Consider the following 22,568-nt stretch of genomic DNA (forward strand, 5'->3'; position numbering starts at 1 on the left):
TGCGCTGCGCCACCCGGCACAACATTAAAGAGCAATGTGTATGTCTAAATCCGTACAGAGCAACAGCGCGGTTCTCGTTCACTTCACGCTGAAGCTGGATGACGGCTCCACGGCTGAATCCACCCGCAATAACGGCAAACCTGCCCTGTTTCGTCTCGGCGATACCTCCCTGTCTGAAGGTCTTGAGCAGCAGCTCCTGGGCCTGAAAGAGGGTGAGAAAAAAGCGTTCTCGCTGGAGCCGGATGCCGCGTTTGGCGTGCCAAGCCCGGACCTGATTCAGTATTTCTCGCGCCGCGAGTTTATGGACGCGGGCGAACCGGAAATCGGGGCGATTATGCTCTTTACCGCTATGGACGGCAGCGAAATGCCTGGCGTGATCCGCGAGATTAACGGCGACTCTATCACCGTTGACTTCAACCATCCGCTTGCCGGGCGTACCGTTCATTTTGATGTTGAAGTGCTGGAGATTGATCCGGCACTGGAGGCCTGAAATGCAGATCCTGTTGGCTAACCCGCGTGGCTTCTGCGCCGGTGTAGACCGCGCTATCAGCATTGTTGAAAACGCGCTGGAGATTTACGGCGCGCCGATTTACGTGCGTCACGAAGTGGTGCATAACCGCTACGTGGTCGACAGCCTGCGCGAGCGCGGTGCTATTTTCATCGAGCAGATCAGCGAAGTGCCGGACGGTGCGATCCTGATCTTCTCTGCGCACGGCGTCTCTCAGGCGGTCCGTAACGAAGCGAAAAGCCGCGATCTGACCGTATTCGATGCCACCTGTCCATTAGTGACAAAAGTGCATATGGAAGTGGCGCGCGCCAGCCGTCGCGGTGAAGAGTCGATTCTGATTGGCCACGCCGGTCACCCGGAAGTTGAAGGCACCATGGGCCAGTACAGCAACCCGGAAGGGGGAATGTACCTGGTGGAGTCGCCGGAAGATGTACTGACGCTGAACGTGAAAAACGAAGCGCGTCTGTCGTTTATGACCCAGACCACGCTCTCCGTAGACGACACCTCAGACGTGATTGACGCCCTGCGCCAGCGCTTCCCGAAAATCGTCGGGCCGCGTAAGGATGATATCTGCTACGCCACCACTAACCGTCAGGAAGCGGTGCGCGCGCTGGCTGAACAGGCGGACGTGGTGCTGGTTGTCGGCTCTAAAAACTCCTCTAACTCCAACCGTCTGGCCGAACTGGCGCAGCGTATGGGGAAAGCGGCGTTTTTAATCGACGACGCGACGGACATCCAGGAAGCGTGGGTGAAAAATGCGGCCTGCGTTGGCGTTACCGCAGGCGCTTCCGCGCCGGATATCCTGGTGCAGAACGTGATTGCTCGTCTGCAGGAGCTGGGCGGGGGCGAAGCGGTTCCGCTGGAAGGACGCGAAGAGAATATCGTCTTCGAAGTGCCGAAAGAGCTGCGTATCGACGCCCGCGAAGTGGAATAATTTCTTTTCTGATGAAAGGCCAGCACCTCCTGTGCTGGCCTTTTTTTTGCTCCGGACTTTATCGTGACGACAAAATCATGTCTTTTACTGATATCTGAGTCGGTTTCACGTTAAATTCTAATTATTGGTGTTTTCAGTTGGCAGCCTTTACGAAGGCTGGTTAATCTGAAAACGGTTTACATCATTTTAACGTAAGAGAATAACTATGCATGATGCACAGATCCGTGTCGCCATTGCGGGCGCGGGTGGACGTATGGGTCGCCAGCTGATTCAGGCGGCAATACAAATGGATGGCGTGGCACTCGGCGCGGCGCTGGAGCGTGAAGGTTCATCCCTGCTGGGATCCGATGCGGGTGAACTGGCCGGCGCGGGCAAGACAGGCGTTACCGTTCAGAGCTGCCTTGATGCGGTGAAAGATGACTTTGACGTGTTCATCGACTTTACCCGTCCCGAAGGCACCCTGACTCACCTGGCGTTTTGCCGCCAGCACGGTAAAGGGATGGTGATTGGCACCACCGGCTTCGATGATGCGGGTAAACAGGCCATTCAGGATGCAGCCACCGACATTGCGATTGTCTTTGCCGCAAACTTTAGCGTAGGCGTTAACGTCATGCTGAAGCTGCTGGAAAAAGCGGCGAAGGTGATGGGCGACTACACCGACATTGAGATTATTGAAGCGCACCACCGCCATAAAGTTGATGCTCCATCAGGCACGGCGCTGGCGATGGGCGAAGCGATTGCTTATGCAATGGATAAAGATTTAAAAGACATCGCAGTCTATTCCCGTGAAGGGCATACCGGAGAACGCGTGCCGGGCACCATTGGTTTCGCAACCGTCCGGGCGGGCGATATCGTCGGCGAACACACGGCGATGTTCGCCGATATTGGCGAACGTGTTGAGATTACACACAAAGCGTCAAGCCGCATGACGTTCGCCAATGGCGCAGTACGCTCCGCGTTGTGGCTGAAATCGAAAGAAAAGGGTCTTTTTGATATGCGAGATGTGCTGGATCTCACTAATTTGTAAGCTTTATTACCCATCGTGATGTGGTTATTGCAGTCGTAATATATTGATTGCATAGGGCAATAATTTATTGCCCTCTTATTTTATTTGTTTTAGATGGATTTTGATTGTTAATCGTCATAAATCTGAGTTTTATGCCATTATTATGTGAATTGAATGTAAATTTTGACCATTTGGTCCACTTTTTGTCGCTCTCGTCTCTTAATTTCCATAAAACCTACCGCGCAAGCGTTTTCCAGGATGATTTACCTGATCTTTTTGCCCGTTAAATCCCATTCAAGCTGCCAGTCCTGCAAAAGAATAAACAAAATATCCGTTTTAAGTTGACTTTTACCCACCAAATCTCCAGAATGCCGCCGTTTGCCAAAAATCCGCTGGCAACACATTTGCATTGATCTATGACATAGTCATGAATTAATATGCAAATAAAGTGAGTGAATATTCTCTGGAGGGTGTTTTGATTAAGTCAGCGCTATTGGTTCTGGAAGACGGAACCCAGTTTATCGGTCGGGCCATAGGGGCAACGGGTTCGGCGGTTGGGGAAGTCGTTTTCAATACTTCAATGACCGGTTATCAAGAAATCCTCACTGATCCTTCCTATTCTCGCCAAATCGTTACTCTTACTTATCCTCATATCGGCAATGTCGGCACCAATGCGGCTGACGAAGAATCCTCTCAGGTACATGCGCAAGGCCTGGTCATTCGCGACCTGCCGCTGATTGCCAGCAACTTCCGCAACACTGAAGACCTCTCTTCTTATCTGAAGCGCCATAACATCGTGGCGATTGCCGATATCGATACCCGTAAGCTGACGCGTCTGCTGCGCGAGAAGGGTGCACAGAACGGCTGCATCATCGCGGGTGATAACCTCGATGCGGCCCTGGCGCTGGAAAAAGCGAAAGCCTTCCCGGGCCTGAACGGCATGGACCTGGCGAAAGAAGTGACTACCGCCGAAGCCTACAGCTGGACGCAGGGGAGCTGGACGCTGGAAGGCGACCTGCCGGAAGCGAAAAAAGAGAGCGAACTGCCGTTCCACGTGGTGGCCTATGATTTTGGTGCCAAGCGCAACATCCTGCGCATGCTGGTTGACCGCGGCTGCCGCCTGACGGTGGTACCGGCGAAAACCTCCGCTGAAGAGGTGCTTAAGATGAACCCGGACGGCATCTTCCTCTCTAACGGCCCAGGCGACCCGGCACCGTGCGATTACGCTATCGACGCCATCAAGTCCTTCCTGGAAACCGACATCCCGGTATTCGGCATCTGCCTCGGCCATCAGCTGCTGGCGCTGGCGAGCGGTGCGAACACCGTCAAGATGAAGTTCGGCCACCACGGTGGTAACCACCCGGTGAAAGACATTGATAACAATACGGTGATGATTACCGCGCAGAACCACGGTTTCGCCGTCGATGAAGCCTCTATGCCGGCTAACCTGCGCGTGACGCACAAATCACTGTTCGATGGCACCCTGCAGGGTATCCACCGTACTGATAAGCCAGCGTTCAGCTTCCAGGGCCACCCGGAAGCCAGCCCGGGCCCGCACGACGCCGCGCCGCTGTTCGATCACTTCATCGAACTTATCGAGCAATACCGTAAGACCGCTAAATAATCAGGAGCCGAGAAGACCATGCCAAAACGTACAGACATAAAAAGCATCCTGATCCTTGGCGCTGGCCCGATCGTCATCGGCCAGGCCTGCGAATTCGACTACTCCGGCGCGCAGGCGTGTAAAGCGCTGCGCGAAGAGGGTTACCGCGTTATCCTGGTTAACTCTAACCCGGCGACCATCATGACCGACCCGGAAATGGCGGATGCCACCTACATCGAGCCGATTCACTGGGAAGTGGTGCGTAAAATCATCGAAAAAGAGCGCCCGGACGCGGTGCTGCCAACCATGGGCGGCCAGACGGCGCTGAACTGCGCGCTGGAGCTGGAGCGTCAGGGCGTGCTGGCTGAATTTGGCGTCACCATGATTGGTGCGACCGCCGATGCGATTGATAAAGCAGAAGACCGTCGCCGCTTTGACGTGGCGATGAAGAAAATCGGCCTCGACACCGCGCGCTCCGGTATTGCGCATAACATGGAAGAGGCGCTGGCCGTTGCGGCTGAAGTGGGCTATCCGTGCATCATCCGTCCATCGTTCACCATGGGCGGCACCGGTGGCGGTATCGCCTACAACCGCGAAGAGTTCGAAGAGATTTGCGAGCGCGGTCTGGATCTCTCCCCAACCAAAGAGCTGCTGATTGATGAATCGCTGATTGGCTGGAAAGAGTACGAGATGGAAGTGGTGCGTGATAAAAACGACAACTGCATCATCGTCTGCTCCATCGAAAACTTCGATGCGATGGGTATCCACACCGGCGACTCCATCACCGTTGCGCCAGCCCAGACGCTGACCGACAAAGAGTATCAAATCATGCGTAACGCCTCGATGGCGGTACTGCGTGAAATCGGCGTGGAAACCGGCGGCTCTAACGTGCAGTTCTCCGTTAACCCGAAAACCGGCCGTCTGATTGTTATCGAAATGAACCCGCGCGTGTCCCGCTCCTCCGCGCTGGCCTCCAAAGCCACCGGCTTCCCGATTGCGAAAGTGGCGGCGAAGCTGGCAGTGGGTTACACCCTCGACGAGCTGATGAACGACATCACCGGTGGCCGCACGCCTGCGTCCTTCGAGCCGTCCATCGACTACGTTGTGACTAAAATTCCTCGCTTTAACTTCGAGAAATTCGCGGGCGCAAACGACCGTCTGACGACCCAGATGAAATCTGTGGGTGAAGTGATGGCGATTGGCCGCACGCAGCAGGAATCCCTGCAAAAAGCGCTGCGCGGTCTGGAAGTGGGCGCCACCGGCTTTGACCCGAAAGTGAGCCTGGACGACCCGGAAGCGCTGACCAAAATCCGCCGCGAGCTGAAAGACGCGGGCGCAGAGCGTATCTGGTACATCGCCGATGCCTTCCGCGCGGGCCTGTCCGTCGACGGCGTATTTAACCTGACCAACATCGACCGCTGGTTCCTGGTGCAGATTGAAGAGCTGGTGCGTCTGGAAGAGAAAGTGGCGGAGTTGGGTATCAACGGCCTGGATGCAGACTTCCTGCGCATGCTGAAGCGTAAAGGCTTCGCCGATGCGCGTCTGGCTAAACTGGCGGGCGTGCGCGAAGCGGAAATCCGCAAGCTGCGCGACCAGTATGACCTGCACCCGGTTTACAAGCGCGTGGACACCTGTGCAGCAGAGTTCTCGACCGATACCGCGTACATGTACTCCACCTATGAAGACGAGTGCGAAGCGAACCCGTCCGTCGACCGCGACAAGATTATGGTGCTGGGCGGCGGTCCAAACCGTATCGGCCAGGGCATCGAGTTCGACTACTGCTGCGTACACGCCTCGCTGGCGCTGCGCGAAGACGGGTACGAGACCATCATGGTCAACTGTAACCCGGAAACCGTTTCTACCGACTACGACACCTCCGATCGCCTCTACTTCGAGCCGGTTACCCTGGAAGACGTGCTGGAAATCGTGCGCATCGAGAAGCCAAAAGGCGTTATCGTGCAGTACGGCGGTCAGACCCCGCTGAAGCTGGCGCGCGCGCTGGAAGCGGCAGGCGTACCGGTTATCGGTACCAGCCCGGACGCGATTGACCGCGCGGAAGATCGTGAGCGTTTCCAGCAGGCGGTTGACCGTCTGAAGCTGAAGCAGCCGGCGAACGCCACGGTGACCGCCATTGAAATGGCCGTTGAGAAGGCGAAAGAGATTGGTTACCCGCTGGTGGTGCGCCCTTCCTACGTCCTGGGCGGCCGCGCGATGGAAATCGTCTACGACGAAGCCGACCTGCGTCGCTACTTCCAGACGGCGGTGAGCGTTTCCAACGATGCGCCAGTGCTGCTTGACCGCTTCCTCGACGACGCGGTTGAGGTGGACGTGGATGCCATCTGCGATGGCGAAATGGTGCTGATTGGCGGCATCATGGAGCACATCGAGCAGGCTGGCGTGCACTCCGGCGACTCCGCCTGTTCTCTGCCGGCCTACACGCTGAGCCAGGAAATTCAGGACGTGATGCGCCAGCAGGTGCAGAAGCTGGCCTTTGAGCTGCAGGTTCGCGGCCTGATGAACGTCCAGTTCGCGGTGAAAGACAACGAAGTTTATCTGATTGAAGTCAACCCGCGTGCGGCGCGTACCGTACCGTTCGTCTCTAAAGCGACCGGTATTCCGCTGGCGAAAGTGGCGGCGCGCGTGATGGCTGGCCAGACGCTGGCTCAGCAGGGCGTAACCAAAGAGATCATCCCGCCGTATTACTCGGTGAAAGAGGTGGTGCTGCCGTTCAACAAATTCCCGGGCGTTGACCCGCTGTTAGGGCCAGAGATGCGCTCGACCGGGGAAGTAATGGGCGTGGGCCGCACCTTCGCAGAAGCGTTTGCCAAGGCGCAGCTGGGCAGCAGCTCTACCATGAGAAAATCGGGCCGTGCGCTGCTCTCCGTTCGCGAAGGCGATAAAGAGCGCGTGGTTGACCTGGCCGCCAAGCTGCTGAAACAGGGCTTCGAGCTGGACGCAACCCACGGTACGGCGATTGTGCTGGGTGAAGCGGGCATCAACCCGCGTCTGGTGAACAAGGTTCATGAAGGTCGTCCGCACATTCAGGATCGTATCAAGAATGGCGAATATACCTACATCATCAACACCACCGCAGGACGCCAGGCGATTGAAGACTCCAAGCTGATTCGCCGCAGCGCGCTGCAATACAAAGTGCACTACGACACCACCCTGAACGGCGGTTTCGCAACAGCCATGGCGCTGAACGCGGATGCCACCGAGAAGGTGATTTCGGTTCAGGAAATGCACGCGCAGATTAGCAAGTAATCTGCGTAGGCCCGGCGGCGGTAGCGCCGCCGGGCAAATGGCGGGTGGCGCTTCGCTTACCCGCCCTCCTTTTTTCTTTATCCATCTTCAGAACCTTCTGGTTTTTCATCCGCATTCAGTGAGTTAGCCTAAAATTATTAGGTCGATAACGAAATTCAACTGAGAGCAGGGGAAAACACCATGCAAAATAAATTACTGATCGCCACCCTTCTTGCCGCCACTGCAACGTTTACCGTCGCGGGCTGTTCCTCTAACCAGGCAGTGAAAACCACCGATGGCAAAACCATTGTCACCGACGGGAAACCACAGGTCGATGATGATACCGGTCTGGTGTCGTATAAAAATGCGGAAACGGGTCAGACCGAGCAGATCAACCGCGATCAGGTTAAATCAATGGGCGAACTGGATAACTAATAAAAAAGCCGTGGCGTTTGCCACGGCTTTTAGTCTTTCAGGAACGATTACCAGCGGTGGTTCAGCAGGATATGACCACCATAAGCAGCATAGCTGTTTTCACCCCACTCGGCGCTGGCGCGCAGGGAGAGCGTGGTGGTGTCGTTCAGGTTACCGGTGACGCCTAGCTCTAACTGACCGCGATCTTCCGGCGTATCGTTGCTGACGGTCTCGCCGTTAAATGCCAGATCGTTTTGACCCGCACCTTTCAGCCAGTTCACGGCAACGTACGGCTGCCAGGCTTTAACATCTTTCTGCTGGAAGTAGCTTGATTTGACGCCCAGACGACCAAACAGACCGTCGTTGTCCAGCGTTGTCACCCGCACGCCGTCGCGATCGGTATGGTTTTCCTGATCCAGATAGCTGTAGATAACCTGCGCCTGCGGTTCGATTTTCCAGGTGCGCTCATTTTCTGAATCAATCACCCATGCATGGCCCACTTCGACGGATGCCGCGAAGCCCTCACTGTCGTAGTCTTCATCATTACGGTTGCTGGTCACTTTATTGTTGTACCAGCTGTAGGCGGCCCAGGTATCAACGTAGCTGCCCAGGCGCAGCTTCTGATCTTCCTGCCAGGTTGCATACAGGCCGACGTTAAAGCCGTCCACTTTGCCTTGCGCATCACGCACGTTGTGTTTTGCATCAGAGTGAGTTTTCGCCTGACCGGCCCCGAACATGCCGCCCGCACGCAGAATACCGTTGTCCATAGGCTTGCTCATAAAGTCGCTGCCTACCTGAAGCACGGTGGTGGTGGTGTCATAGCTGACTTTGTCGCCGCCTGCATTGTTTTCATGGTAGCGACCTTTGACGTACATCCAGGTGTTGAGGTCTTCTTCATTACGGAAGGTGATCTGATCGCGATCGTCACGCTTGTGCAGGAACATGCTCTGCGCGGCAAGGTAGTTGCCTAAGTAAGCGCCAACCTCCGGAGCCATGACTTCAGGACCGCTGTTGCTGCCGTTGTCGGTGTTACCGCCGTTGTCGGTGTTACCGCCGTTGTCGGTGTTATCACCGTTGTCGGTGTTACCGCCGTTGTCAGTGTTACCGCCGTTGTCGGTGTTGCCGCCGTTGTCGGTGTTGCCGCCGTTGTCGGTGTTATCACCGTTGTCGGTGTTATCGCCATCATCGGTATTATCAGACGGTTCATCGGAAGGCGTGGCCTTTGACTCCAGGTACCAGTTGCCGTTGCTGTGCTGATAGAGATTATATTCCCACGCACCGGCAACCACCGGTTTGGCAAGGGTCAACTGGGCTTCGGAGCTGCCGCCGACACTGACAATTTCCATCCCGTTAATGGTTTGCGCGCCTGCGCCGCCAATGTTGGTAATGCTGACGCCGGACTGACCGAAGCTGCTACCCGTAATGGTGAGGTGGTCAGTGGGTGAGTTATCTTCACCCAGGGTGCTGTTCATCACAATCTGGCTACCGTAAGAGCCGGTGTAGTCGCCATCAATCGTAAAATTGTTGCCAACGCTATTATCAGCCGCACTGAGTAACAGTGTGCCGCCGTTAGTCACGTTGCCGTTGATGGTATCGACGCCGGAAGCGCTGAGCGTGGCGTTACCCTGAACTGCATTCCATGCCGCCAGCGTACCGCCGCTAAGAATCGCGATGTTGTTGTTCACTTCGCCTGCGGTGGCAAAGGTCGCGCCGTTTTCAACGGTAACGGTGGCGTTACTGCCCTTAACGCCGAGCGTTGCCCCGGAAGATACCAGCGTAGTACCGCAGTGCAGTACCGTATCCCCGGTATAGCTATTTTTGCCCGTCAGGGTCAGCGTATTGGAATCCACTTTTTCGACGTTACCGCTACCGGTCATGTTGGTGGCGAAAGTGAAATCGCTTCCCTGATTAAAAATAACGGTACCGTTGTTGGTGAGCCCACCGCTGAGGGTCGCGGTTTTTTCGCCATCGCCCAGTTGCAGCGAGGCATTTTTGGCCACCCGTGTATTACCGGTATTCGAAACCGCGCCTGACAGGGTTAACGCGCCCGTGTCTATCAGCAAAGAATCGCCAGAGCCAATAATGTCGAGATCGCCCGACAGCGCCCAATTTTCGCCCATCATTTTTATACTGGCAAAACCGTCGCCTTCGTTCAGACCGACAAAGTTACTGTCTTCCGTACCGGTGCCGATCAGGGTGAGAGTGTTTCCCGTGGAATTGGTGGAAATAACGTCACCGATAAGAGTGGAACCCGTATCAAGCACCAGCGTGTTATTTTTATTGCTGGCAAACATAACAGCGGCTGTATCACCACTAATCGTTCCGCTATTTGTGATATCTACTTTTGCAGTATCTTTTACATTAATGCCAATCTGGGTTCCCTGCACGGTACCACTGTTAAATATCTTTGTATTGCCAGTACCTAGTGTGATAGCGTCATCGCTTGTACCGATAATTGTACCACTGTTATTAATACCAATGCCGGTCTGAGAGTTCAGACCTGTTTTTCCTTTTATCATTCCAGTGCTGGAGTTAGTAATATTTACTGCGGAGGAGTTTTCACTGATAAAAATGCCATTTTCCGCACCTATGATATTTCCATTATTCTTGAATTCACCGAGTAATGACTGAATATTTACAGCATTCGCGGTGGTGGAAGAAATGTTTGCACCGATGTCGTTATTAATAACAACACTTTGCGCACCAGTATTTATATTCAGGCCAGTTTCCCTACCGGAAATATTCCCTTCGTTTGTGACATTGTTGACAGTAAACCCAGTGACTGACACTGCCGCTTCACTATCTGCGGAAGATATCGTCACGTCTTTATTAATAACATATTCAGCATCGGATGAGAAATCTTGAGGAACAGAAGTTGATTGGTCAATCGTTGCAGAAAACGCAACCGCAGGAGTGCATATCAACAAGGCAGGAAATATCTTTCCCAGCGTTTTGGTTGTATTATTTAATTTGAAGAATTTGTTGCTCATGTACACATCCATTTGAGAGAGAAGGAACATCAGATAACGTGCGAAAATGTATATTGGCCGTCTTAAAGACGTAAGCTCAAAACAAAAAGCATAAAATTATTATTTTTTCAATGGGTTATGTACAGGTTGATTTGTTAAATAATGATTTAAGTCTCTCTAAAAATATCTACTAATAATATGAGTAGGCATAACTATTTTGTGGGGTGAATTTATCGCGCGCATGGTTCTTCTTGTTTTGCGCCACTGTTGCAGCTAAAGCGGGGGCGGTTGTCAATGCTTGCATTTTACTTTGAAGCGTAAGACAGCCCCTTTAAGTCGGGAGAGGAACTGTCTACACTCATTGCTACAAGAAAAGTAAAAGACAGGCATATTCATGGTTCTGATAATTTATGCGCACCCTTATCCGCAGCACTCGCATGCGAATAAGCGGATGCTTGAGCAGGCAAGGACGCTCGAAAACGTCGAGATACGTTCCCTCTATCAACTCTATCCCGATTTCAACATCGATATTGCCGCCGAACAGGAGGCGCTTTCTCGTGCCGATCTGATCGTCTGGCAGCATCCGATGCAGTGGTACAGCACGCCTCCGCTGCTGAAATTGTGGATCGATAAAGTTCTCTCCCACGGTTGGGCATACGGACACAACGGCAAGGCGCTTCAGGGAAAAAGCCTGATGTGGGCTGTTACCACCGGCGGAGGGCAAAGCCACTTTGAGATCGGCGATTTCCCCGGATTTGATGTGCTGGCGCAGCCGCTCCAGGCAACAGCCCTTTACTGTGGCCTGAACTGGCTCCCGCCTTTTGCGATGCACTGCACCTTTGTTTGCGACGATGAAACGCTGCAGGCGCAGGCTCGCCATTATAAACAACGCTTGCTTGAGTGGCAGGAGACGCATCATGGATAGCCATACGCTGATACAGGCGCTGATTTATCTCGGCGCGGCGGCGCTGATTGTGCCGGTGGCGGTACGTCTGGGGCTGGGGTCGGTTCTTGGCTACCTGATTGCGGGCTGCGTCATTGGGCCCTGGGGCTTTCGACTGGTAACGGATGCGGAGGCGATCCTCCATTTCGCTGAAATTGGCGTCGTGCTGATGCTCTTTGTGATTGGTCTGGAGCTGGATCCGCAGAGGTTATGGAAACTTCGCGCCTCGGTATTTGGCGGAGGCGCGCTGCAGATGGTGGCCTGCGGCCTGCTGCTCGGTGGGTTCTGCATCCTGTTGGGCATGGACTGGAAAGTGGCGGAGCTTATCGGCATGACGCTGGCGCTCTCCTCGACGGCCATCGCCATGCAGGCGATGAACGAGCGAAATCTGACGGTCTCGCAGATGGGACGCAGCGCGTTTTCGGTGCTGCTGTTCCAGGATATTGCCGCTATTCCGCTGGTGGCGATGATCCCGCTGCTGGCGGCAAGCGGCTCGTCCACGACGCTGGGGGCGTTTGCGCTGTCGGCATTAAAAGTCGTGGGGGCGCTGGCGCTGGTGGTCCTGCTTGGCCGCAACGTGACCCGCCCGTTACTGCGGTTTGTTGCCCGTTCAGGCCTGCGCGAAGTGTTCAGCGCCGTGGCGCTGTTCCTGGTGTTTGGCTTTGGTTTGCTGCTGGAGGAAGCCGGGCTGTCGATGGCGATGGGGGCGTTCCTCGCAGGCGTTCTGCTGGCGAGCTCTGAATATCGTCACGCCCTGGAAAGCGATATCGAGCCGTTCAAAGGGCTGCTGCTGGGGCTGTTTTTCATCGGCGTGGGGATGTCCGTCGACTTCGGCACGCTGGTCACGCACCCGCTGCGGATCGTCATCCTGCTCGTCGGTTTCCTGGTGATTAAAATGGTGATGCTGTGGCTGATTGCGCGTCCATTGAAGGTGCCGAACAAGCAGCGCCGCTGGTTTGCCGTACTGCTGGGTCAGGGGAGCGAATTTGCATTCGTGGTCTTTGGTGCCGCGCAGATGGCAAACGTGCTCGATCCCGAGTGGGCGAAAGCGCTGACGCTGGCGGTCGCGCTGTCGATGGCGGCAACGCCTGTTCTGCTGGTGGTGCTGACGCGTCTGGAAAAATCGGGTAGCGAGCAGGAGCGCGAAGCCGATGAAATTGACGAAGAGCAGCCGCGCGTCATCATTGCCGGATTTGGCCGCTACGGGCAGATCGTTGGCCGTCTGCTGCTGTCCAGCGGGGTGAAAATGGTTATCCTCGATCACGACCCCGACCATGTCGACACCCTGCGAAAATTTGATATGAAGGTGTTTTACGGCGATGCGACCCGCGTCGATCTGCTGGAATCTGCCGGGGCGGCAAAAGCGGAGGTGTTGATTAACGCCATTGACGATCCGGAGACCAGCATGCAGATGGTGGAAATGGCGAAAGAACATTTCCCGAATCTGACCATTATCTCCCGCGCCCGCGATGTGGATCACTATATCCGGCTGCGGCAGGCGGGGGTAGAAGCTCCGGAGCGTGAAACGTTCGAAGGCGCGCTGAAGTCTGGCCGTATGGCGCTGGAAAATCTGGGGCTCGGCGCGTACGAAGCGCGCGAGCGTGCGGACCTGTTCCGTCGCTTTAATACTGAGATGGTGGAAGAGATGGCGGCGATGGCGGGCAGTACGGCCACGGAGCGTGCGGCGGTGTTTAAACGCACCAGCGCAATGCTGACAGAAATCATTAACGAGGATCGCAATCACCTGTCGCTGATCCAACGTCATGGCTGGCAGGGCACGGAAGAGGGCAAGCATACCGGCGATCCGGCTGACGAGCCCGAGAGTAAACCTTCCGCGTGAAGTGGAGTTGCCAGCAATAATAAAAAATTTCTGTATCTTTACTCTGCCGCCAGTCGACGAAAGATTAAGCTTTCCGTATAGTGGCGGCAATTTTTTGCATCCGGGAAATTTTCAATGATCAGTCTGATTGCAGCGCTGGCGGTGGACCGCGTTATCGGTATGGAAAATGCCATGCCGTGGAACCTGCCTGCCGATCTCGCATGGTTTAAACGTACTACGTTAAACAAGCCGGTAGTGATGGGCCGTCTGACCTGGGAGTCGATTGGTCGTCCATTGCCGGGCCGTAAGAATATCGTTATCAGTAGCCAGCCGGGCACTGACGATCGCGTCGAATGGGTTAAGTCCGTTGATGAAGCGATTGCCGCCTGCGGTGACGCCGAAGAGATCATGGTGATCGGCGGCGGCCGCGTGTATGAGCAGTTCCTGCCAAAAGCGCAGAAGCTGTATCTGACCCACATTGATGCGGAAGTGGAAGGGGACACCCATTTCCCGGATTACGATCCGGACGAGTGGGAATCGGTATTCAGCGAGTTCCACGACGCGGATGCACAGAACTCCCACAGCTACTGCTTCGAGATTCTGGAACGTCGTTAAGTGATGTCCCTCTCCCGCCCGGGAGAGGGAATGATTCAGGAGGCAACGGCCTCACTTTCCCCTAAGTCCAGCTGTCGGTTGGACGGCTGAACAAAGTAAGTTTTATCTTCCCAGCGTAAGCAGGTCAACTCTCCGCCCCAGCAGCATCCGGTATCCAGACCGTAGATCCCGTCCGGCGTGCCTTTTCCTTCCAGCGCAGCCCAGTGGCCAAAGACGACGTTGTACTCGCTTGTCACGGGTCCAGGAATGGCAAACCACGGTTTGAGCGGGGCAGGCGCGCTTTCCGGCGTCTCTTTGGAATACATGTCCAGCTGCCCGTTCGGGAAGCAGAAACGCATGCGCGTAAAAGCGTTAGTAATAAAACGCAGGCGGGCCAGACCGCTGAGATCCTCGCTCCAGTGATTCGGCATATCGCCGTACATGGCATCAAGGAAGAAGGGGTACGAGTCGCTCGCCAGCACCGCCTCAACGTCACGCGCGCAGGTTTTAGCCGTCTCAAGATCCCATTGCGGGGTGATCCCGGCATGAGCCATGACCAGCTTTTTCTCCTCATCGACCTGCAGTAAAGGCTGGCGGCGCAGCCAGTTAATCAGGTCGTCCGCGTCTGGCGCATCCAGCAGGGGAGAGAGGCGATCTTTAGGTTTGTTACGGCTGATCCCGGCAAATACGGCCAACAGGTGAAGATCGTGATTGCCCAGCACCATACGCACGCTGTCGCCCAGAGATTTGACGAAACGTAAAACCTCAAGCGAGCCAGGGCCACGCGCGACTAAATCGCCCGTCAGCCAGAGCGTGTCCTGTCCTGGCGTAAAGTCGACCTGTTTTAACAATGCGATCAGTTCATCGTAGCAACCGTGAACGTCGCCAATCAGATATGTAGACATTAGATTAATGAATGAGTGTGGTTACGGCGAGACGGAACACAGGAATAGCAACGCGGAACACATTGCCATCGACGTCGACCATTTCATAATGGCCTTGCATGGTACCCAGCGGTGTTTCAATTACCGCGCCGCTGGTGTACTGATACTCTTCGCCAGGGGCGATGTGGGGCTGTTCACCGACCACACCTTCACCCTGAACTTCAATTTCGCGGCCATTGCCGTTGGTGATAAGCCAGTAGCGCCCGCGCAGCTGCACGGGCATCCGCCCCAGATTGCGAATGGTCACGGTGTAAGCAAAGACAAAACGCTCTTCATCCGGCGAGGATTGCGATTCAACATAGACGCTTTGTACATGGACACATACGCGGGGCGAATCAATCATGGCTTAACTCTCCTTCGGCGGCGCATTTTCGCTGATGTAATTAGCCAGCTTGCAGTACTGCTCTACGGAAATGTTTTCCGCACGCATTGCCGGGTCGATCCCCAGCTCTGCTAACACCTCAACGGTAAACGAATTGCTCAGACTGTTACGGATCGTTTTACGGCGCTGGTTAAAGGCTTCCGTGGTGATGCGGCTCAGTACACGCAGATCTTTAACCGGATACGGTTTCGTTTTGTGCGGCACAAGGCGCACAACCGCAGAATCTACTTTCGGTGGCGGCGTGAACGCTGATGGCGGTACTTCGAGTACCGGGATCACGTTGCAGTAATATTGTGCCATCACGCTTAAACGACCATACGCTTTACTGTTCGGCCCTGCAACCAGACGGTTAACAACCTCTTTTTGCAACATGAAGTGCATGTCGGCAATGGCATCAGTATAGCTAAAGAGGTGGAACATTAGCGGCGTGGAGATGTTATACGGCAGGTTGCCGAACACGCGCAGCGGCTGGCCCATTTTTTCCGACAGTTCGCCAAAGTTCATGGTCATGGCATCCTGCTGATAGATGGTCAGCTTTGGTCCGAGGAACGGGTGCGTTTGCAGGCGTGCGGCCAGGTCGCGGTCCAGTTCGATAACGGTCAGCTCGTCGAGGCGTTCGCCTACCGGCTCGGTCAGTGCGGCAAGGCCCGGGCCGATTTCGACCATAGCCTGACCCTTCTGCGGATTAATAGCAGAGACGATGCTGTCGATCACGAATTGATCGTTGAGAAAGTTTTGCCCGAAGCGTTTACGGGCTAAGTGGCCCTGATGGACTCGATTAGTCATTGAGTATTAACAATCATTTTGATGGCGAGATTAAGCGCCGTAATAAAACTGCCGACATCCGCTTTCCCCTGGCCTGCCAGATCCAGCGCAGTGCCGTGGTCAACGGACGTTCGAATAAAGGGTAAACCGAGGGTGATATTCACCCCGCGGCCAAAACCCTGATATTTTAGCACGGGCAGACCCTGATCGTGGTACATCGCGAGGACGGCGTCGGCATTATCCAGGTATTTTGGCTGGAAAAGGGTGTCCGCAGGCAGCGGCCCGCTGAGATTCATCCCTTTGGCGCGCATTTCTTCAAGCACCGGAATAATGGTGTCGATCTCTTCGGTGCCCATGTGCCCGCCTTCGCCGGCGTGCGGATTGAGGCCGCAGACCAGCACATGCGGCTGCGGGATCCCGAATTTTGTCTGCAGATCGTGATGCAGGATCCCGATGATCTCCCGCAGCAGTTCCGGGGTGATGGCATCAGGAATGGCCTTGATCGGTAGATGGGTGGTCACGAGAGCAACGCGCATCGCTTCCGTCGCCAGCATCATCACCACTTTCGGGCTGTGCGAGCGCTCTTCGAAGAACTCCGTATGCCCGGTAAAAGGGATGCCCGCTTCGTTGATGACGCCCTTATGCACGGGGCCGGTAATCAGAGCGGCAAATTCGCCCTTCAGGCAACCGTCGCAGGCGCGGGCAAGGGTTTCCACGACGTAGTGGCCATTTTCCGTGCTGAGCTGGCCTGGAACAACGGGAGTACGAAGGGGAACAGAAAGAAGAGTGAGCGTACCGGCCTGCTGTGGTGCGGGCTGTTGGCCTTCAACGTAGGGGATGAGCGTTAAGGGCAGACCGAGCAGATTCGCCCGGTCTTGTAACAGTGTTGCATCCGCGCAGACAACCAATTCTACTGGCCAGCTGCGCTGGGCGAGCTGGACAACGAGGTCAGGCCCAATCCCGGCGGGTTCGCCGGGAGTGATAACAACACGATGCTGTTTCATTAGTTGCTCAGGACTTTCACGTAAGCACTGGCGCGCTGTTCCTGCATCCAGGTTGCCGCTTCTTCGGAGAACTTACGGTTAAACAGCATACGGTAGGCTCTGTCTTTCTGCGCCGCATCCGTTTTGTCCACGTTGCGGGTGTCCATCAGCTCGATCAGATGCCAGCCAAATGAAGAGTGAACCGGGGCACTGATCTGGCCTTTATTCAGCTTCATCAGCGCATCGCGGAAGGCAGGATCGTAAATGTCCGCAGCCGCCCAGCCCAGATCGCCGCCCTGGTTCGCAGAGCCAGGATCCTGAGAGAACTCTTTCGCTGCATTGGCAAACGACGTTTTACCGCTCTTAATATCTGCGGCAATTTGCTCCAGCTTCGCACGCGCCTGATCGTCAGTCATGATCGGTGACGGCTTCAGCAGAATGTGGCGAGCGTGAACTTCAGTCACGGAGATATTCTGGCTCTGACCGCGCAGATCGTTCACTTTCAGAATGTGGAAGCCCACCCCTGAACGGATTGGACCGACGATATCGCCTTTCTTCGCCGTGCTCAGCGCCTGAGCAAAGATAGATGGCAGCTCCTGGATACGTCCCCAGCCCATCTGGCCGCCTTTCAGGGCCTGTTGGTCAGCAGAGTAGGTGATAGCCAGCTTGCCAAAGTCGCCGCCGTTACGCGCCTGATCGACAATTGAACGTGCCTGACTTTCTGCTTCAGCAGCCTGATCTGACGTTGGGTTCTCTGGCAGTGGGATCAGAATGTGGCTCAGGTTCAGCTCTGTGCTCGCATCGTTCTGGTTGCCCACCTGTTTTGCCAGCGCATCCACTTCCTGAGGCAGGATGGTAACGCGGCGACGGACTTCATTATTACGCACTTCCGAGATCAGCATCTCTTTACGGATCTGGTTACGGTAGGTAGCGTAGCTGATGCCGTCATAGGCCAGACGGCTGCGCATCTGGTCCGGCGACATGTTGTTCTGCTTTGCAATGTTAGCGATAGCCTGATCGAGCTGCTCGTCGGTCACCTTCACGCCCATTTTCTGACCCATCTGCAGGATAATCTGATCCATGATCAGACGCTCCAGGATCTGGTGGCGCAGCGTGGCGTCATCCGGAAGTTGCTGACCCGCTTCGCCCGAATTGAGCTTCACGGATTTCATCAGACCATCAACGTCACTTTCGAGCACGACGCCGTTGTTAACAACAGCGGCGACCTTATCAACAACCTGGGGGGCCGCGAAGCTGGTATTCGCAACCATAGCGACACCAAGCAGCAGCGTTTTCCAGTTCTTCATACTTTTTCCATTTCAATTAACCGCAAAGCGGATTACGTTGTAAATCAAGCACATTACAAAGAACTACTGTACGGCAGAATGTTCGAACGCAGCATCTGATGCGTGCCCAGGCCGTAGTTGGAGCTCAGGCCGCGCAGTTCGACATTAAAGCCAATCACGTTATCGTATTTGCTCTGATTGTTTACAGTGTTCCAGCCGTTAAGCTTACGCTCGTAACCGACGCGCAGCGCGTAACAGCAGGAGTTATATTGCAGACCAACCATCTGGTCCGCTGGCTTATTCGCGTTGGTGTCAAAGTAGTAAGCGCCTACGATTGACCAGCGGTCGGCGATAGGCCAGCTTGCTGCACCACCAACCTGCGAGATGCCGTCTTTATACTGTTCTGCGCCTGCATAAGAAGGCAATGTTGCCTGAATATATTCCGGGCTGGCATAACGATACGTCAACTGTACCATGCGGTCTTCATCGCGACGGTACTCAATAGCGGCACTGCTTGTGGCGATATTATCGAGGCGAGTGTCATATTGCACACCACCACGCAGGCCCCAACGGTCAGTCATGCGCCAGTACGTGTCTCCCGCCCAAACCAGCGAGCCCGTTTTGTTGTCCTTCTCCCAGTTAATGTTGTCATCACCGGTACGTGACTCGGTGAAATAGTAGATTTGACCAACAGAAACGTTAAAACGTTCAACGGCGGCATCATCATAAACGCGTGTTGTGACGCCGGTCGTTAACTGGTTAGCGGAGGCGATACGGTCCAGACCGCCGTAAGTACGGTCACGGAACAGGCCGCTATAGTCAGACTGCAGTAAAGACGAGTCGTAGTTCTGAATCTTGCTCTGATCGCGATATGGCACGTACAAATACTGCATACGCGGCTCAAGCGTCTGGGTATAACCATCCGCCAGCAGGCCCATATCACGCTCGAAGATCAGCTTCCCGTCCATTTTGAACTGCGGGAGCGTTCGGTTAACCGACTCTTCCAGATGCGCATTGTTCGTGGTGTTGTAATTATCAACATTTTTTTGCTGATAGTGCGTCGCCATCAGCTTGGCTTCGGTATTCAGGCTTGCCCAGTTGTTAGACCACGGCAGATTGATCGTCGGCTCCAGGTGAACACGCGTAGCTTCCGGCATGTCCGAATCCGTGTTCACGAAATGTACCGCCTGAGCGTAAACCCGGGTGTCGAATGGACCTACATTATTCTGATACCAGTTAACGTCCAGCTGCGGCTCTGCACCATAGGTAGGCGTGGACTGGTCAGAGAATACCTGGAACTGTTTGGTTGAGACGGTTGCATCAAAGTTCTGCACCGCATAGCCTACGCTGAACTTCTGCGTGGCATAGCCATCCGTGCTCGAACCGTATTTAGACGAGAAGTCGTTAAAATAAGATGAGTCGCTAACTTTGGTATAGTCAACGTTAAAGCGCCACACCTGATCCATCACTCCGGCATGCTGCCAGTAGAATAGCCAGCGGTGTTTATCGCCTTCTGTAGGGTGCTCATCCTGGAAGACCTTATCCGACGGCAGATAATCCAGCTCCATCAGGCCAGCACCGGCCTGAGTCAGATAGCGGAACTCGTTTTCCCACATGATGTTGCCACGCTTGTGGATATAGTGCGGCGTGATCGTGGCGTCCATGTTGGGCGCGATGTTCCAGTAATACGGCAGGTAGAACTCAAAGTAGTTCGTGGTGCTGTATTTGGCATTCGGGATCAGGAAGCCCGAGCGACGCTTGTCACCCACGGGAAGCTGGAGATAAGGGCTGTAGAATACCGGCACCGGACCCAGCTTAAAGCGTGCGTTCCAGATCTCTGCGACCTGCTCTTCACGGTCATGGATAACTTCGCTCCCGACCACGCTCCAGGTATTTGAACCCGGCAGACATGATGTAAAGGAGCCATTCTCCAGAATCGTATAGCGGTTTTCACCGCGCTGTTTCATCAGGTCCGCTTTACCGCGTCCCTGGCGACCCACCATCTGGTAATCACCTTCCCAGACGTTAGTATCTTTGGTATTCAGGTTTGACCAGGCTTTCGGACCTTTCAGGATGACCTGATTGTCGTCATAGTGCACATTACCCAGCGCATCCACCGTTCGTACCGGCTCGACCGCGCCTTCCGGCTGCTTCTGGTGCAACTGCACTTCATCAGCCTGCAGGCGGCTATTGCCCTGGTTAATATCCACATTGCCCGTAAACGTGGCATTGTCAGGATAAGTACCTTTGGAGCTATCGGCAGTAATGGTTACCGGCAAGCTATTTGTATCGCCCTCCACCAGTGGGCGATTATAACTTGGGACGCCAAGCATACACTGCGAGGCGAGATCGGCCGCCAGCCCCTGTTGACTGTACAGGGCGGAGCCAATCATTGTGGCCAGGAGGGTGGGGATACGTTTTTTCATACGTTATATTTTATTGTTCCGTCATCAGTGGCTACGGCTTACAAACGCTCAGAGACTATCTTACTCATCAGCGCAGTACCAGCGTTAATCCTGCCCGTTTGCGCGCCAGAGTGTTAGGCTCGCTATCGAATGACGAGTATGATAAAGCAAATTATAGGCGATGTCCTTCAATTGACCGTGGCTTGAACACTGTGATGATGACGTTGCGTCGGCAGGGAATATGACTATCCGGGGAGTATATGCAGTATTGGGGTAAAATAATCGGCGTTGCGTTCGCCATCATCATGGGTGCCGGGTTCTGGGGAATTGTGCTTGGGCTTATCATTGGCCATATGTTTGATAAGGCACGCAGCCGCAAAATGGCCTGGTTTGCCAATCAGCGCGAGCGCCAGTCGCTCTTTTTCTCCACCACCTTTGAGGTCATGGGGCACTTAACCAAATCCAAAGGCCGCGTGACCGAAGCGGATATTCAGATTGCCAGCGTTTTTATGGATCGCATGAACCTGCATGGTGAGTCCCGCCTGGCGGCGCAGAATGCGTTTCGCATCGGTAAATCGGATAACTATCCGCTGCGTGAAAAGATGCGCCAGTTCCGCAGCATCTGCTTCGGACGTTTTGATTTAATTCGGATGTTTCTGGAAATCCAAATCCAGGCGGCGTTTGCCGACGGCTCGCTTCACCCCAATGAACGCGATGTCCTGTACGTTATTGCGGAAGAACTGGGTATCTCCCGTATGCAGTTTGATCAGTTCCTGCGCATGATGCAGGGCGGCGCCCAGTTTGGCGGCGGCTATCACCAGCAGTCTTCCGGCGGTGCATGGCAGCAGGCGCAGCGTGGCCCGACGCTGGAAGATGCCTGCAACGTGCTTGGCGTGAAGCCCACGGACGATCAAACCACGATTAAACGTGCCTACCGTAAGCTGATGAGCGAGCATCATCCTGACAAGCTGGTGGCGAAAGGTTTACCGCCGGAAATGATGGAGATGGCGAAGCAAAAAGCGCAGGAAATCCAGAAGGCGTACGAGCTCATTAAAGAGAAGAAAGGTTTCAAATAAGAAAAAGCCCGACAATGTCGGGCTTTTTTTTCAGAAGTCCACCGGGGCTTTAAACGTCATCGCGTTACCGAAAGTAGGGTGGGTGATGGTAAGCGTCTGCGCATGGAGCTGCAGGCGTGGCGCTAACGCCAGGGCCTCTGGCGGGGCGTAGAAGCGGTCACCCAGAATCGGGTGACCCAGCGCAAGCATATGCACGCGCAGCTGGTGTGAACGTCCGGTAATCGGCTTAAGCAGGACGCGCGCGGTATTATCCGGCGCGTACTCAAGCACTTCATACTCGGTCTGCGCGGCCTTACCGGTTTCATAACACACCTTCTGCTTTGGCCGATTCGGCCAGTCGCAGATCAGCGGTAAATCCACCAGCCCTTCCGCCTGCGCCGGGTGGCCCCAGACGCGGGCAACATACTGCTTCTTCGGCTCGCGCTCGCGGAACTGACGCTTCAGCTCGCGCTCCGCCGCTTTATTCAGCGCCACCACAATCACGCCGCTGGTGGCCATGTCCAGGCGATGGACGGACTCGGCCTGCGGATAATCGCGCTGAATGCGCGTCATCACGCTGTCCTTGTGCTCATCCAGACGGCCCGGCACGGACAACAGGCCGCTCGGCTTGTTGACCACCATAATGTGTTCATCCTGATACAGAATGACCAGCCAGGGATCCTGCGGCGGATTATACGGCTCCATCACCATCTTG

At 54.9% G+C, this 22,568-nt stretch carries 18 protein-coding genes; 10 read left to right on the plus strand and 8 right to left on the minus strand.

The genetic code is table 11. The features are described 5' to 3' along the window. Nucleotides 1-40: 40 nt before the first annotated feature. The 6 genes from fkpB (at nucleotide 41) to APT89_RS19025 (ending at nucleotide 7,729) form a co-directional block, all read left to right on the plus strand. Complete coding sequence (gene fkpB / locus APT89_RS19000; protein ID WP_003856450.1) at nucleotides 41-490, plus strand: FKBP-type peptidyl-prolyl cis-trans isomerase; 450 nt, start codon at nucleotides 41-43, stop codon at nucleotides 488-490. Nucleotide 491: 1 nt separating this feature from the next. After that, the gene (gene ispH, locus APT89_RS19005) at nucleotides 492-1,442 is read left to right on the plus strand and encodes a 4-hydroxy-3-methylbut-2-enyl diphosphate reductase (RefSeq protein WP_028015471.1); all 951 of its coding nucleotides are present in this window, start codon (nucleotides 492-494) and stop codon (nucleotides 1,440-1,442) included. Between the two features lie 205 nt (nucleotides 1,443-1,647). Continuing rightward, entirely contained in the window at nucleotides 1,648-2,469 is an 822-nt protein-coding gene (gene dapB, locus APT89_RS19010) for a 4-hydroxy-tetrahydrodipicolinate reductase (protein ID WP_060573301.1), read from the plus strand. Between the two features lie 454 nt (nucleotides 2,470-2,923). Next, complete coding sequence (gene carA / locus APT89_RS19015) at nucleotides 2,924-4,072, plus strand: glutamine-hydrolyzing carbamoyl-phosphate synthase small subunit (RefSeq protein WP_047363427.1); 1,149 nt, start codon at nucleotides 2,924-2,926, stop codon at nucleotides 4,070-4,072. Between the two features lie 18 nt (nucleotides 4,073-4,090). Next, nucleotides 4,091-7,315, plus strand: a complete 3,225-nt coding sequence (gene carB, locus APT89_RS19020; RefSeq protein WP_041911263.1) for a carbamoyl-phosphate synthase large subunit — start codon at nucleotides 4,091-4,093, stop codon at nucleotides 7,313-7,315. Nucleotides 7,316-7,495: 180 nt separating this feature from the next. Next, a complete protein-coding gene (locus APT89_RS19025; RefSeq protein WP_021240552.1) occupies nucleotides 7,496-7,729 on the plus strand; it encodes a YgdI/YgdR family lipoprotein in 234 nt (77 codons plus the stop codon). A 47-nt stretch (nucleotides 7,730-7,776) separates the two neighbouring features. Here the strand turns inward: APT89_RS19025 and APT89_RS19030 are convergent, their stop codons facing one another. Beyond that, a complete protein-coding gene (locus APT89_RS19030) occupies nucleotides 7,777-10,698 on the minus strand; it encodes an autotransporter family protein (protein ID WP_041911262.1) in 2,922 nt (973 codons plus the stop codon). Nucleotides 10,699-11,071: 373 nt separating this feature from the next. Between APT89_RS19030 and kefF the strand changes: the two genes are divergently transcribed. The 3 genes from kefF to folA all read left to right on the plus strand — a co-directional run bounded on the left by kefF (nucleotide 11,072) and on the right by folA (nucleotide 14,054). Continuing rightward, nucleotides 11,072-11,602: a glutathione-regulated potassium-efflux system oxidoreductase KefF gene (kefF, locus tag APT89_RS19035; protein WP_041911261.1), complete on the plus strand. Its 531-nt coding sequence runs from the start codon at nucleotides 11,072-11,074 to the stop codon at nucleotides 11,600-11,602. Continuing rightward, nucleotides 11,595-13,460, plus strand: a complete 1,866-nt coding sequence (gene kefC, locus APT89_RS19040; RefSeq protein WP_060573303.1) for a glutathione-regulated potassium-efflux system protein KefC — start codon at nucleotides 11,595-11,597, stop codon at nucleotides 13,458-13,460. The genes kefF and kefC overlap by 8 nt, the downstream gene beginning before the upstream one ends. Before the next feature lie 114 nt (nucleotides 13,461-13,574). Beyond that, the gene (folA, locus tag APT89_RS19045; protein WP_006173915.1) at nucleotides 13,575-14,054 is read left to right on the plus strand and encodes a type 3 dihydrofolate reductase; all 480 of its coding nucleotides are present in this window, start codon (nucleotides 13,575-13,577) and stop codon (nucleotides 14,052-14,054) included. 35 nt (nucleotides 14,055-14,089) lie between these two features. Here the strand turns inward: folA and apaH are convergent, their stop codons facing one another. The 6 genes from apaH to lptD are packed head-to-tail and all read right to left on the minus strand — an operon-like array spanning nucleotide 14,090 to nucleotide 20,819. Next, a complete protein-coding gene (gene apaH, locus APT89_RS19050) occupies nucleotides 14,090-14,938 on the minus strand; it encodes a bis(5'-nucleosyl)-tetraphosphatase (symmetrical) ApaH (RefSeq protein ID WP_045631140.1) in 849 nt (282 codons plus the stop codon). Nucleotides 14,939-14,942: 4 nt separating this feature from the next. Then, nucleotides 14,943-15,320 (minus strand): Co2+/Mg2+ efflux protein ApaG, encoded by a 378-nt coding sequence (gene apaG / locus APT89_RS19055; RefSeq protein WP_014882505.1) that lies wholly within the window; start codon nucleotides 15,318-15,320, stop codon nucleotides 14,943-14,945. A 3-nt stretch (nucleotides 15,321-15,323) separates the two neighbouring features. Beyond that, on the minus strand, nucleotides 15,324-16,145 hold the full coding sequence (gene rsmA, locus APT89_RS19060; RefSeq protein ID WP_028015479.1) for a 16S rRNA (adenine(1518)-N(6)/adenine(1519)-N(6))-dimethyltransferase RsmA: 822 nt from the start codon (nucleotides 16,143-16,145) through the stop codon (nucleotides 15,324-15,326). After that, nucleotides 16,142-17,128 (minus strand): 4-hydroxythreonine-4-phosphate dehydrogenase PdxA, encoded by a 987-nt coding sequence (pdxA, locus tag APT89_RS19065; protein WP_041911259.1) that lies wholly within the window; start codon nucleotides 17,126-17,128, stop codon nucleotides 16,142-16,144. Before pdxA ends, rsmA begins: the two co-directional genes overlap by 4 nt. Beyond that, complete coding sequence (surA, locus tag APT89_RS19070; protein ID WP_028015481.1) at nucleotides 17,128-18,414, minus strand: peptidylprolyl isomerase SurA; 1,287 nt, start codon at nucleotides 18,412-18,414, stop codon at nucleotides 17,128-17,130. The genes pdxA and surA overlap by 1 nt, the downstream gene beginning before the upstream one ends. Before the next feature lie 53 nt (nucleotides 18,415-18,467). Then, the gene (gene lptD / locus APT89_RS19075) at nucleotides 18,468-20,819 is read right to left on the minus strand and encodes an LPS assembly protein LptD (protein WP_041911258.1); all 2,352 of its coding nucleotides are present in this window, start codon (nucleotides 20,817-20,819) and stop codon (nucleotides 18,468-18,470) included. A 239-nt stretch (nucleotides 20,820-21,058) separates the two neighbouring features. Between lptD and djlA the strand changes: the two genes are divergently transcribed. Then, on the plus strand, nucleotides 21,059-21,874 hold the full coding sequence (djlA, locus tag APT89_RS19080) for a co-chaperone DjlA (protein WP_028015483.1): 816 nt from the start codon (nucleotides 21,059-21,061) through the stop codon (nucleotides 21,872-21,874). A 30-nt stretch (nucleotides 21,875-21,904) separates the two neighbouring features. Here djlA and rluA read toward each other — a convergent pair whose 3' ends face one another. Further along, entirely contained in the window at nucleotides 21,905-22,564 is a 660-nt protein-coding gene (rluA, locus tag APT89_RS19085) for a bifunctional tRNA pseudouridine(32) synthase/23S rRNA pseudouridine(746) synthase RluA (RefSeq protein WP_028015484.1), read from the minus strand. Between the last annotated feature and the right edge of the window lie 4 nt (nucleotides 22,565-22,568).

Source organism: Enterobacter sp. 50588862 (genome assembly GCF_001462935.1).
Classification (GTDB): Bacteria; Pseudomonadota; Gammaproteobacteria; order Enterobacterales; family Enterobacteriaceae; genus Enterobacter; species Enterobacter bugandensis.

What these genes read in the sequence shown, in the direction of transcription:
- fkpB (WP_003856450.1), top strand. Translation starts at nt 41, where the DNA reads ATGTCTAAATCCGTACAGAGCAACAGCGCGGTTCTCGTTCACTTCACG.
- ispH (WP_028015471.1), top strand. Translation starts at nt 492, where the DNA reads ATGCAGATCCTGTTGGCTAACCCGCGTGGCTTCTGCGCCGGTGTAGAC.
- dapB (WP_060573301.1), top strand. Translation starts at nt 1,648, where the DNA reads ATGCATGATGCACAGATCCGTGTCGCCATTGCGGGCGCGGGTGGACGT.
- carB (WP_041911263.1), top strand. Translation starts at nt 4,091, where the DNA reads ATGCCAAAACGTACAGACATAAAAAGCATCCTGATCCTTGGCGCTGGC.
- APT89_RS19025 (WP_021240552.1), top strand. Translation starts at nt 7,496, where the DNA reads ATGCAAAATAAATTACTGATCGCCACCCTTCTTGCCGCCACTGCAACG.
- APT89_RS19030 (WP_041911262.1), bottom strand. Translation starts at nt 10,698, where the DNA reads ATGAGCAACAAATTCTTCAAATTAAATAATACAACCAAAACGCTGGGA.
- kefF (WP_041911261.1), top strand. Translation starts at nt 11,072, where the DNA reads ATGGTTCTGATAATTTATGCGCACCCTTATCCGCAGCACTCGCATGCG.
- kefC (WP_060573303.1), top strand. Translation starts at nt 11,595, where the DNA reads ATGGATAGCCATACGCTGATACAGGCGCTGATTTATCTCGGCGCGGCG.
- folA (WP_006173915.1), top strand. Translation starts at nt 13,575, where the DNA reads ATGATCAGTCTGATTGCAGCGCTGGCGGTGGACCGCGTTATCGGTATG.
- apaH (WP_045631140.1), bottom strand. Translation starts at nt 14,938, where the DNA reads ATGTCTACATATCTGATTGGCGACGTTCACGGTTGCTACGATGAACTG.
- apaG (WP_014882505.1), bottom strand. Translation starts at nt 15,320, where the DNA reads ATGATTGATTCGCCCCGCGTATGTGTCCATGTACAAAGCGTCTATGTT.
- rsmA (WP_028015479.1), bottom strand. Translation starts at nt 16,145, where the DNA reads ATGACTAATCGAGTCCATCAGGGCCACTTAGCCCGTAAACGCTTCGGG.
- pdxA (WP_041911259.1), bottom strand. Translation starts at nt 17,128, where the DNA reads ATGAAACAGCATCGTGTTGTTATCACTCCCGGCGAACCCGCCGGGATT.
- surA (WP_028015481.1), bottom strand. Translation starts at nt 18,414, where the DNA reads ATGAAGAACTGGAAAACGCTGCTGCTTGGTGTCGCTATGGTTGCGAAT.
- lptD (WP_041911258.1), bottom strand. Translation starts at nt 20,819, where the DNA reads ATGAAAAAACGTATCCCCACCCTCCTGGCCACAATGATTGGCTCCGCC.
- djlA (WP_028015483.1), top strand. Translation starts at nt 21,059, where the DNA reads ATGCAGTATTGGGGTAAAATAATCGGCGTTGCGTTCGCCATCATCATG.
- rluA (WP_028015484.1), bottom strand. Translation starts at nt 22,564, where the DNA reads ATGGTGATGGAGCCGTATAATCCGCCGCAGGATCCCTGGCTGGTCATT.